Genomic DNA, 11,627 nt, shown 5'->3' on the forward strand with positions numbered 1-11,627 from the left:
CCTGCGGCTATGGGTCCCGGATCTGCGCTTCGCTTGTCCGGGACGACAGTTGAGTTCGCACGGCCACCTCTGCCACCGCCATTGGCTGCCGCACCCCATACATCAACGACCGCCACAGCCATTCGAGCGGGCCGTAGCGGTAGCGGCGCAGCCACCAGGCGCTGAACAGCACCTGTGCGATGTAGACGACGATGCCGATGGCGAGGGCCGCGGTGATGCCGAGCCGCCCGAACAAGCCAAGGCCGTAGCCGTAAAAGATCCAGCCGAAGATGACGGATTGCGCGACGTAATTGGTGAAGGCCATTCGTCCCAACGGCGCGGCCCAGCCGAGCAGCTTCTTGCCGCGCTCGAAGCTGGCGATGCCGAGGATGGCGGCGCCGTAGCCCAGCGCCAGCAGGATGGTGCCGAGTGGCTCGCTGCCGCCGTAAAGCAGGCCTGCGCCGAGAGCGACCGCAGGGAGCGCGATGACGAACAGGCCGCGTATATTTTGCACAATGCCGCTGCGCCAGGCCAGCGCGCCCAGGAGAAACAGCCCGATCGTGCGCAGGAAGACGAATGCGTGCAGGGAGGCGATGAGGGGAATTTCGCGCAAGCGAAACGCCAGCACGTCGAGGAAGCCGCCGGTCGCATAGATGCGATTGGCATCCAGCACATCCCGCCAGATTACGCTCCTCGAGGGAAACAATCCCTCCGGCGGAAAGTCCTGTATGGCCAGATACAGCGTCAGGGATGCCAGCGCGGCGAGAGCGATCAGCCAGCGCGAACCAAACAGCAATGGCAGCACGATGAATCCAGCCAGCGCATATTCGGTGAGGATGTCGCCGTTCCAGATCAGGCACAGGTGAATGATGCCGAACAGCAGCAGCGCGGCGAGCCGGCGCACGAGCAGAACGGCGCGGCGCCCGCTCTTGGCAAGGCGGTCGAACTGAATGGCAAGGCCCGCGCCGAACAGTAGCGAAAACAGCGCGAACGCCTTGAGCTCGATCGCCTGCGTCAGGATCGTCTCAACAGTGTGATCGATTGGCGAGGTGAGCGTCTTCGGCCCCAGAAACTGCTCGAAGATCGAAACGCGAAATTCCATCACGACGTTGATGGCCATGACGCCGAACAGGGCTATGCCCCTGAGCACGTCGATGGTCTCAATGCGATCCGAGGGATTTGTCGGCCGGGGAGATGCTGCGCTATCGGAAGTCATTGTGATCTGAATTCCAATAGCGCCCTGGCGACTTCTCGTCCGCCTGCTACGACAGCCTCATATCCAGCAGCCGTCGCCCTTCGCCCTTCAGCAGCTTCTTCACCGCGCTCGAGGCCACCACTTCGCCGTCATTGGCATAGGCTTCGTGGTTCTTCTCGATGTCGTCGAGGCGGTAGAGGTAGTTCACCATAACGCCGGCGGATTCGCGCAGGCCCTTGGGCGAGAGGTCGCCGAGCCAGTTGATGCGCTCCAGCCGTGCGCCGTTGCCGAGATGGAAGCGGGCGACGGAGTCGATCAGGCGGCCCTTCGACGTGCGCGCCTTCAGGAAGTAGTGCGCGGCGAGCGGCTCGATCACGGCGCGCAGCTGCGTCGTCGTCTCCGGGTTCTCATACCATTTGGGATCGTCGAGGCGCTTGAGGATCTCGCGGTCCTCGTCCGACAGCGGCAAATCCTTGTCCTGCTTGATCCATGGCATGAAGCCCGGCACCGGCGACAGCGTCACGAAGGTGTCGAGCTTCGGCGTCTCGCGACGTAGCTCCTCGACCACCTGCTTGATCAGGAAGCTGCCGAAGGAGATGCCGCCGAGGCCACGTTGGGTATTCGAGATCGAATAAAAGACGGCGGTGCGCGCCTTCTCGATCGGAAGATGCTGGCGATCGACCGCGAGCAGCGGCGCGATCGCGCCGGGAATGGTCTCGGTCAGCGCCACCTCGACGAAGATCAGGGGTTCGTCCACCATCGCCGGATGGAAGAACGCGTAACAGCGGCGGTCGACCGGATCGATGCGGCGGCGCAGATCGTCCCAGTCGCTGATCTCGTGCACAGCCTCATAGCGGATGATCTTTTCGAGGATGTTGGCCGGGGTCGACCAGTCAATCCGGCGCAGCACGAGAAACCCCCTGTTGAACCACGAAGAAAGAAGATGCGAGACGTCGCGGTCGAGCGCGGCGAGGTCGGTGTGTCCGTTCATCATGCCGAGCAGATCGGCACGCATGGCGACGAGATCGCCGGTGCCGCCGGGCGCGCGGTTGAGGCGGCGGATCAGCTCCTGCCGCCGCGGTTCCGAGGCGAAATGCAGTGCGCTCGCATCCTCGTCGCTCGGCTGGGTGCGCCACTTTTCGATCGCCTTGGTCAGGCGCTCACGATCCGGGCCGAAATCGCGCACCAGCCCTTCGAAGAAGGCGCGGCGCCCTGCCGCATCCAACTCCTGGTAGATGTCGAGCACCTCACGCGCCATGGCGGTGCCCGAGGCTTCGCCGCGGCCCGACAGCAGCGCGCCGCAGAGCGCGATCAGCCCGTCGGCATCCTGCTTGGCATCGGTGGAATCCCCCCGGCGCAGCAGCGTGCGGCCGCGTTCGGAAATTGTGGCGAGCAGGTCGGAGAAGAAGGCATTGGCCATCTGGGCTTTTCGAATCCGGGTTTGTGCGGTGCGGAAGCTTACACGGGATTTAGGCGGAAGCCGATCACAATCAAGCAGGGGAATTTTGTATCTTTCGTGGTGTGCCATGCATCCCCGAAGGCGCTGTCATGCCCCGCGAAGGCGGGGCATCCAGCACGCCGCGGCTGCTCGGTTCTAGCCGTGCCGTCTCGCAGTACTGGATCGCCCGGTCGAGCCGGGCGATGACACCGCGTGTGTGGCAAACTCCGTCGGCGTCCGCCCGGTCACCTGGCGGAACGCGGCCGAGAATGCCGGCACGCTGGCGTAGCCGAGTTGCGTCGCGAGCTGCTTCACCGAGACGTTCGCATCCGTGGACAGTTTCTGGATCGCAGCGGCGATCCGCGCGCGCTGGCACCAGCTCTTGAAGCTCAGCTGCGTCTCCGTCGAGAACAGCCGCGACAGCGTGCGCGCGGAGGTGCCGACCTCGCGTGCCAGCGTGTCGATGTCGTGCAGGCCGGTGGGATCGTCGAGCACGATCATCGCGGCGCGCCGGCAGCGCGGCTCGTGCGGCAGCGGCACGAAGGTCGCGGAATCCTCGGCCTGGTGCAATTCCAGCATCACCAGGCGCACCAGCAGTTCGGTGCGCTCCTCGGTATTGCGCGCGTCGAACAAAGCCAGGATCGCCTGGTTGAGCAGCGGCGACACCCGCACCACGAACTCCCGGGTCAGTCCCTCGTAACGCTTTTCGCGCTTCAGCCAGGCGAGGTCGAAATAGAGCGTGCGCATCTCGATGTCGGCGAGCAGGTCGATGGCGTGTTCCAGCCCGGCCGGCACCCAGACCGCGCGGTCCGGCGGCACCAGCCAGCGCCCGCCTGGCGTCGTCACCTGCATCGTGCCCTTCGCCGCATAAATCAGCTGCGACTCGCGGTGCATGTGCAGATCGATCCGCATGCCCTTGGGATAGTCGCGCGCGACCAGGTGCACGCCCGCGGTGGAGCGATGATTACCCTGGACCTCCCGGAGGATTGGCGTTTCGACGACAGTCATTGGCAGCATTCCGTCATGCCCATGACATATAACTCATTCCGGAGCAGGAGAGGATTCCGAATGAATAGCCCCGTCAGGGTCATCAGTTTCGTCAACGCAGGCCATTTCATCGACCATTATTCGATGCTGATCTTCGCCGCCGCCGTGATCATCATGGGGCCGGCGCTCGGCATGGCCTATTCGGAACTGCTTCCCTATGCGACCCCCGGCTTCATCGCCTTCGGCGCCGGCTCGCTGCTGACCGGCTGGTTAGGGGACCGCTGGAGCCGCCGCCACATGATGCTGATCTTCTTCATCGGCATCGGCGCCTCCATGATCTCGGTCGGCTTCGTGCAGACGCCGCTCCAACTCGGCGGCGCGCTGCTTGCGATCGGCGTGTTCGCCTCGATCTACCACCCTGTCGGGACCGCGATGATCGTGTCCTATGCCGAGAGGCTCGGCCGCGAGATGGGCATCAACGGTGTCTGGGGCAATCTCGGGGTTGCCTCCTCGGCGCTGGTCACTGGCGTGATCGGCCAATATCTCGGCTGGCGCTTTGCCTTCATCATCCCCGGCATCGTCACCATCCTGATCGGCCTCGCCTTCGCGATGTCGGTCGTGCACGAGGACCGCAAGGGCTCCAAGCAGGCGGCGGCGCAGGCGCGCGTCGCCAAGCAAGACATGTGGCGCGTGGTGCTGTCGCTGCTGATCGTCGTGATTGCGATCTCGACGACCTTCAACGCCGTCACCGTTGCGCTGCCAAAGCTGTTCGCGGAGCGGCTCGCGGATCTCACCAAGAGTCCCGCGCTGCTCGGGGTCATCGCCGCCTGCGTCTATGTGTTCGGCGCGATGACGCAGTACACAATCGGCCGGCTGCTCGACCGTTACTCGCTGAAGACGGTGGCGCTGCCGCTGTCCTTCATGCTGGCGCCGTTCCTGTATCTCGCCGCGAGCCTGTCGAATCTGCCGCTGATCCTGGTCTCGATCGGCATCGTCATGGGCGCGTTCGGACAGGTCACGGTGAACGACGCCATGGTCGGCAAATACACCAGCGAGGAATGGCGCTCGCGCGCCTACGCGGTCCGCTATTTCATCGGCTTCACCGCGGCGGGCGCCTCGGTCGGCCTCGTCGCCTGGCTCTACGAGCAGGGCGGCTTCGTCACCATGCTGCACGCCTTCGCCGGCTTGTGCCTGCTCGCGATCGCCGCGGCGATCATCCTGCCGCGCGAGATCCGCACGCCGGTGGCGGCGTGAGGCCGCGCTTCTATGGAAGCTGGTCGATCCGGTTCAGGATGCGCGATTGCCAGGACTGAAGGTTCGGGTCGTTCAAACGGGCTTTCGCTTGCTCGCGGACTTCGGCGGTCGGAGACTTCCGCGGCGGAGCAAACTGCCGCTCGAGTTGCTTTTCGAGAAGCGAGGTTACTTCGGCGTTCATCGGAACGAACATCAGCTCGATCATGACTTCGTCCGCGAAGTCTCGTTCATCGAGGTTGATGTCCGTGATTGCCTTCAAACCCAATTCGATCCGCATGGGGTCGCGGGTCGCAAACAGCCGAAGGATATGGTCCTTCAGTAGCTGAGTTTGCGGCCGGGCTGCATTTACAGCGATCTGTAACCAGCTCCACCGCGCGGAGTGGAACGTATCCGCATCGAGAGTGTCCTTGAGATCGAAATACTTCTCGATTCCGGTCAGCACCTCGTCGTACGGAAATGGGTTGACGGGCGCCCTGAGCGGACCGACGTCCGTTCCCACGGCGTTCGTTAGGAAGGACATCCGATCGATTGGAGTTCCAACGGCGATTGAAGGCAACTGCTTCCAAAACGGGAAGCGGTATACCTTGCTTTCAAGGCTGCCTTCGATGCGCCGCGCCAGGAGACGGTCCTGGCCGTCGATCCGTTCAAAAGTCTCGTACATTGTGCCCGTAAATCCTTGCGGCATACCTGGCGTGATCTGCCCATTGGGATTTCTCGACCACACGATTCGCAGGAGAAGGCCGTCTCCGAGATTGACGATCGTCTTTTGCGTCGCGCATTTGCCGGGAAAACCGCGCAGCAGGAATTGGAGGGCGAGTTTGGCATTGTCTTTGGCCAGGCATGTGGGCCCCTCGGCCTGCTCATAGACCGCCCATGTGCTATCCCTGCGATCGGTGCTCTTGAGCGCAAGTGTATAGGCTGAAGTGGCCAACACGTTGATGCAGGCCTGGTCGCACAACCGTCCATTGTTGAAGTCATCGACGGCGAGAAGCGTATGATCCGCATGCAGCGGCTCGGCCTTCTCGGGGACCAGCTTGGCGATGATGGCTCTCTTCTGCGCGACGAACTCGTCCTCTTGCGCTACCGACCGGGCGTGGAAGCCATACGTCATCGCGATAGACAGGATAGGGCCGAGCGCCAGGCCAAAGCGCGCCGTTGCGAAGCCATAAAACATGACGGCGACGAAGGGCGCGGCAAAAATCAGAAAACTAACAAGCAGCGCGGGCGGCAAGATGATGAGCCAGCCGAAGAAATCGCCATGTGCGGCGACATATCCCCACTCAGCCCGGAGCACGATGGCGAGAACGGCAGCGGAGATGGCGGCCTCGCCCGCAAACTTGATCACCGATAACCATCGACGCATTCAGGGAGCACTCTCGACCGGATCCTGCCGCTAGTCTGGAGGACACTTGGCTAAGTCGAGCTTAATGCTCGTCTGAAGATTGCTTCGGATGATTAATGCAGCCTGGCGGGGAATTGCCGAATTTCGTGGCGGATTTGCTTGAATCGGTGCGCGCCTGCTTTCATTCCGCTCTAGGCGACTTCCCGCACCGCCTCCTGCGGCACCGTCAGGCACGATCTGACGCAGGCCTGTGCGAGAAGGTCGGTCGGATCCAGCAAGGCCGCGCCGATATCGCTGTCGAGCGCGGCGAGGGCGAGGGGGATTTCCGTGCAGGCCATGGCGATGTGCGAGCAGCCCCTGGCCGCGAGCGCCTCTGCTTCCCGGCCGAGGATGCCGGCCGCTTCATCCGTGTGTCCCGCCTTCACCAGTCGGATCGCGCGCATGACCTCGGCTTGCGCCTTCGCGTCAGGCACCACGCAGGTATAGCCGCGTTCGGTGAGGCGCTGCTGGTAGATGCCGGCGCGGACCGTGCCATCGGTGGCAAGCAGGCCGATGGTCGGGCTTGTCTGCTGCCGGGGAAGCGCGTCGGCAACGGCGTCGACGATGTGGATGATCGGCACCGGCGTCTCGCCCTGCAGCGCGCCGTGCCAATGGTGGGCTGTGTTGCAGGGGATGGCGATCCGGGTCGCGCCCGACAGCTCGAGCCGGCGCAGGGCATTCAGCATGGCGGGGAGGGGATCCGGGCCCTGGCCGAGAATGGCGGCGGTGCGGTCGGGCACATCAGTCGCCGAGCACACCACCATCTGGATGTGGTCCTGGTCGCAGGATGCGGGGGTGTTCCTGACGATCTTGCCCATGAAATCCACGGTCGCCATCGGGCCCATGCCGCCCAGAATGCCAAGCATCTTTGTCTCCTTGTTGGAGCCACGATGCATGGTTGCATCAGGCAAATCCAATGCCCGTTCAGAACGGCATATGCGGCTTCTACATAGTTTTGGGCGCGGCCGATTGTGCGGCGTTCCAGACCTTTTCCACGATCGGGCGGGTTCGCCGCGCGCTGCGATAGAGCCGGACTTCCAGGGGAATCTCCGGTCCGACGATGGCGAGGGTGCCCTCGTCCAGCTCCCGGGCCACGAGGCTGCGCGGCAGCCACGCCAGCCCATAGCCTTCCAGCGCCATGAACTTCAGCCCCTCGGCCATGGCGTTCTCGTTGGTGTGGGTCACGTGCGCCGGCGGCGAGCCGGCCTGGGCCTGCGCGAACGTGGCGACCCGCCCGAGAAATGAATTCGAGGCGTAGCTCAGCAGGGGCAACGAAGCCGTGTCGTCTCCTGCCAACGTCGCGCTGCGGACGGCGACGAAACTGTCCATGCCGACGACGATGTGGGGATAGAGCTCCGGCTCGAGCAGGATCGGCACGTTGGCATGGTGGAAGGTGAGCAGGAAATCATAGCTGCCTTCGACCAGCGCCTGCAGGCAACTGTGGAAATCGTCGGGCAGCAACCGGCTGCCGATTGGCCCGACATCCTTTTCGATGGCCCGGAACCAGCGCGGAAAGAAATGAAGTGACAGCGTGTGCAGCGCAGCGATCGAGACGACCTGCGTGCTCGGCCGCTTGCTCGCCTGCAGCGCGAGACGACTCGCATGGAGCATGCGAACCGTCTCTTCCGCAGTCTCCAGGAATTCGCGTCCCTCGGCGGTCAGCGTCGTCGGGTAGCTGCTGCGGTCAACGAGGGACACACCGAGCCAGAGTTCCAGCGCCTGGATCCTGCGGCTGAACGCGGATTGCGTCACGTGCCGCTCGTCCGCCGCGCGCGAGAAGCTGCGGGTTCGCGCCAGGCTGAGAAAATCCTCCAGCCATTTCAATTCCATCGTGTCTGCTCCGGGAGAGACTCGGTCAGGAAGATGCCCTGATCTTTCGCGGAAATCTATGCATAATCGGAATAAAGCTTGCCAGCATAACATTGGACGCCGCTCCATCGTCAGGCGCATGCATCCCGCCGCAATGCCAAGCCTTAGCGCGACAATCCTCAGCGCGAGGCTCACGGCCACTGTCTCCGGACAACGGAGCTGACCAGCGGGAGATGAGATGCGGACGGAACATGATCTGCTTGGCGAGCGCGACGTGCCCCGTGATGCCTATTACGGCATCCACACGCTGCGCGCCGTCGAGAACTTTCCGATCTCTGGGATCGCGATCTCGGCCTATCCCGAGCTGATCGGCGCACTCGCCGCCATCAAGCAGGCGGCGGCGCTGTCCAACATGGAGCTCGGCCTGCTCGACCAGCGTCGCGGGCGGGCCATCGTCGCGGCCTGCGAGGAATTGCGCGCCGGCCGGCTTCACGACCAGTTCGTCGTCGACGTCATCCAGGGCGGCGCCGGCACCTCCACCAACATGAACGCCAACGAGGTGATCGCGAACCGGGCCTTGGAGATTCTCGGCCATGCCCGGGGCGAATACGCCGCGCTGCATCCGAACGAGCACGTCAATATGAGCCAGAGCACCAACGACGTGTACCCCACGGCGTTGAAGATCGCGACCTCTCATGGCTTGCAGAATCTGGTGAAGGCGATGGAGGTCCTGCGCCTCGCTTTCGCCGGCAAGGCCGAGGCGTTCAAGGATGTCCTGAAGATGGGCCGGACCCAGTTGCAGGACGCGGTGCCGATGACGCTGGGGCAGGAGTTCAACACCTATGCCGTCATGATCGGCGAGGATCAGGAGCGCCTGCGCGAAGCAGGCCTGCTGATCCACGAGATCAACATGGGCGCAACCGCCATCGGCACCGGCATCAACGCGCATCCGGATTATGCGCGCCTCGTCTGCCGCTATCTGAATGCGATCACGGGATTGCCGCTGGTGACCGCGCCCGATCTGGTCGAGGCGACGCAGGATTGCGGCGCCTTCGTTCAGATCTCCGGCGTGCTGAAGCGCGTCGCGGTCAAGATCTCCAAGATCTGCAACGACCTGCGGCTGCTCTCGAGCGGGCCGCGGGCCGGGTTCGGCGAGATCAATTTGCCGGCGGTCCAGGCCGGCTCCTCGATCATGCCCGGCAAGGTCAATCCGGTCATCCCCGAGGTCGTCAACCAGGTCGCCTTCGAAGTGATCGGCAACGACGTCACCGTGACGATGGCCGCCGAAGCCGGCCAGTTGCAGCTCAATGCGTTCGAGCCGATCATCGCGCACAGCCTGTTCAAGAGCGTCAGCCATCTCAGCCAGGCCTGCCTGACGCTGGAGCGGAGCTGCGTCGCGGGCATCACTGCCAACCGCGATCGCCTGCGCGCCGATGTCGAGAACTCGATCGGCCTCGTCACCGCACTCAATCCGTATATCGGTTACGCGGCCGCGACGGCGGTCGCCGTGGAGGCTCATGCGTCCGGCCGCGGCGTTGCCGAGCTCGTGCGCGAGCGTGGGCTGCTCACCGAGGCGACGCTCGCGGCGATCCTGAAGCCGGAGATGCTGACGCGGCCGCAAAGTCTTGCTGCTGCGGACCAGGACGGCCGCCAGCCACAGCCAGTCAGCTGAAACGATCAGAACAAAATGGGTGCCTAAGGGAGGTAATGGATAATGACGATCAATGCCGACAATTCGCCTGTGCGATCCAATCGCCTGACCAATGCTCTGGTGGTCAGCCTGCTGCTGGGGATCCTGGCGGGCTATGCCTGTCATGAGCTGGCACCGACGCCGGAGACGGCGAAGACCATCGCCGGCTATTTCTCGATTCTGACCGACGTGTTCCTGCGCATGATCAAGATGATCATTGCACCGCTCGTCTTCGCCACCATCGTCTCAGGGATTACCAGCCTCGGCTCCGAAGGCGGCGCGGTCGGCCGCATTGCCGCCAGATCCATGGGCTGGTTCATCTCGGCCTCGCTGGTCTCTCTCGGCCTCGGCATGGTCTTTGCGAACCTGTTCGCGCCGGGGCACGGCCTGCAGCTGCCGCTGCCCAGTGCCGATGCCACCAACACCCTGCAGACCACCGGCTTCAATCTGAAGGACTTCATCACCCACGTGTTTCCGACCAGCATCGCCCAGGCGATGTCGACGAACGAGATCCTGCAGATCCTGGTCTTCGCGGTGTTCTTCGGGCTGGCGCTCAGCAGGCTGAAGACGAGCCATGCCAGGACCATCGCGGCGTCGATCGACGAGCTGGTCCACATCATGCTGCAGATCACGAACTTCGTGATGAAGTTCGCGCCGCTCGGCGTGTTCGCGGCCATTGCGGCCGTGATCACCACGCAGGGGCTTGGCGTTCTCGTGACCTACGGCAAGTTCATCGCGACCTTCTATTTCAGCCTCGCGGTGCTCTGGAGCGTCCTCGTTCTCGTCGGCTTGCTGGCCCTTGGCCGGCCCGTCCTCGATCTCCTCGGCCTGTTGCGCCAGCCGATGCTGCTGGCCTTCTCGACCGCGAGCAGCGAGGCGGCATACCCCAAGATGATCGAGCAACTGACGAAGTTCGGCGTCAGCGAGCGCATCTCGGGCTTCGTGCTGCCGCTGGGCTATTCGTTCAACCTGGACGGCTCGATGATGTACCAGGCTTTCGCGGCCCTGTTCATCGCCCAGGCCTACGGCATTGAGCTGAGCTTCACGCAGCAGCTCGTCATGCTGCTGGTGATGATGGTCACCAGCAAGGGCATCGCCGGCGTGCCGCGCGCCGGGCTCGTGGTCGTGGCCGCGACCCTGCCGATGTTCAACCTGCCGGTGGGCGGCATGCTTCTCGTCATGGGCATCGACCAGTTCCTGGACATGGGCCGCACCATGACCAACGTCATCGGCAACGGCATTGCCACCGCCGCTGTGGCCAGGTGGGAAGACCAGCGTGGCTTGATCGAAGAGGCCTCTTCCGAGGCAGCCGCGCCGGCCGTTGCCGTCGTGGGTGTGGCGGGCGGATAGCCTGCCAGGGCGTGTACGCATAGATCCGCGATGTCCGCTTATTGCCCAGCAGTGGCGCAAGAGCGGACATCGTACGAGGTCCGGGAAGGGACCAACAGGCGACGTTCGGAACGAAAGGGCGTCAACCGAGGCGGCATTATTGAATCACGAAGAGCAGCGAGACCGCGGTCGTTTAGGGTGGCGCTCATTGTTTTAGCGCAGCACGCGCGGTCTTGATGTAGTCCATGCATTCGGGCCAATCTTCCTCTGTCACTTCGTTTTCGGCACCGCTAAGCGCCTTGCGCAAGGTTGCTTTCACGGGAGCGGGATGTTTCTTCCCGAGCTCCGCCTTGATCATCTCAAGACCCTTCTGACAATCGGATTTGCTGTCCGCCAGGGCCGCGGTCGCGGTAAACATCACGGCTGCCGATGCGACTAACAAGATTGAACGCAGCATGTCTTCTCCTCCATTGCCTTTTGCTTGTTCGGCGGGCCAGGCTCGAAAAAGTCGGCCCCGTCAGGCTACGATCCTTACCGAGTTCTGTTCCGTCGGGCCGCGTGCTTC

The 11,627-nt window shown here is 63.6% G+C and carries 10 protein-coding genes; 3 read left to right on the forward strand and 7 right to left on the reverse strand.

All coding sequences use genetic code 11. From position 1 onward, the window contains the following. Window positions 1–7: 7 nt before the first annotated feature. The 3 genes from XH89_RS07755 to XH89_RS07765 all read right to left on the reverse strand — a co-directional run bounded on the left by XH89_RS07755 (window position 8) and on the right by XH89_RS07765 (window position 3,620). Window positions 8–1,195 (reverse strand): DUF418 domain-containing protein, encoded by a 1,188-nt coding sequence (locus XH89_RS07755; RefSeq protein WP_194466504.1) that lies wholly within the window; start codon window positions 1,193–1,195, stop codon window positions 8–10. 46 nt (window positions 1,196–1,241) lie between these two features. Further along, entirely contained in the window at window positions 1,242–2,594 is a 1,353-nt protein-coding gene (locus XH89_RS07760) for a malonyl-CoA decarboxylase (RefSeq protein WP_194466505.1), read from the reverse strand. Between the two features lie 174 nt (window positions 2,595–2,768). After that, entirely contained in the window at window positions 2,769–3,620 is an 852-nt protein-coding gene (locus tag XH89_RS07765) for a helix-turn-helix transcriptional regulator (protein WP_194466506.1), read from the reverse strand. 60 nt (window positions 3,621–3,680) lie between these two features. Between XH89_RS07765 and XH89_RS07770 the strand changes: the two genes are divergently transcribed. After that, window positions 3,681–4,853 (forward strand): MFS transporter, encoded by a 1,173-nt coding sequence (locus tag XH89_RS07770; protein ID WP_194466507.1) that lies wholly within the window; start codon window positions 3,681–3,683, stop codon window positions 4,851–4,853. Window positions 4,854–4,863: 10 nt separating this feature from the next. Here XH89_RS07770 and XH89_RS07775 read toward each other — a convergent pair whose 3' ends face one another. The 3 genes from XH89_RS07775 to XH89_RS07785 form a co-directional block, all read right to left on the reverse strand. Continuing rightward, window positions 4,864–6,198 (reverse strand): hypothetical protein, encoded by a 1,335-nt coding sequence (locus XH89_RS07775; protein WP_194466508.1) that lies wholly within the window; start codon window positions 6,196–6,198, stop codon window positions 4,864–4,866. Between the two features lie 188 nt (window positions 6,199–6,386). Next, complete coding sequence (locus XH89_RS07780) at window positions 6,387–7,100, reverse strand: aspartate/glutamate racemase family protein (protein WP_194466509.1); 714 nt, start codon at window positions 7,098–7,100, stop codon at window positions 6,387–6,389. A 79-nt stretch (window positions 7,101–7,179) separates the two neighbouring features. After that, on the reverse strand, window positions 7,180–8,064 hold the full coding sequence (locus tag XH89_RS07785; RefSeq protein ID WP_194468400.1) for a LysR family transcriptional regulator: 885 nt from the start codon (window positions 8,062–8,064) through the stop codon (window positions 7,180–7,182). A 217-nt stretch (window positions 8,065–8,281) separates the two neighbouring features. Here XH89_RS07785 and aspA point away from each other — a divergent pair, with 217 nt between their 5' ends. Both aspA and XH89_RS07795 read left to right on the forward strand, forming a co-directional pair. Then, complete coding sequence (aspA, locus tag XH89_RS07790; RefSeq protein ID WP_194466510.1) at window positions 8,282–9,715, forward strand: aspartate ammonia-lyase; 1,434 nt, start codon at window positions 8,282–8,284, stop codon at window positions 9,713–9,715. Between the two features lie 42 nt (window positions 9,716–9,757). Beyond that, window positions 9,758–11,083, forward strand: a complete 1,326-nt coding sequence (locus XH89_RS07795; RefSeq protein ID WP_210345239.1) for a dicarboxylate/amino acid:cation symporter — start codon at window positions 9,758–9,760, stop codon at window positions 11,081–11,083. 184 nt (window positions 11,084–11,267) lie between these two features. On the opposite strand, the gene XH89_RS07800 is transcribed toward XH89_RS07795, so the two are convergent. Beyond that, window positions 11,268–11,519 carry a histidine kinase gene (locus XH89_RS07800; RefSeq protein WP_194466511.1) on the reverse strand — a complete coding sequence of 84 codons (252 nt, stop codon included), beginning with the start codon at window positions 11,517–11,519 and terminating at the stop codon, window positions 11,268–11,270. Window positions 11,520–11,627: the final 108 nt, after the last annotated feature.

The sequence above is a fragment of the Bradyrhizobium sp. CCBAU 53340 genome (genome assembly GCF_015291645.1).
In the GTDB taxonomy this organism is placed as follows: Bacteria; Pseudomonadota; Alphaproteobacteria; order Rhizobiales; family Xanthobacteraceae; genus Bradyrhizobium.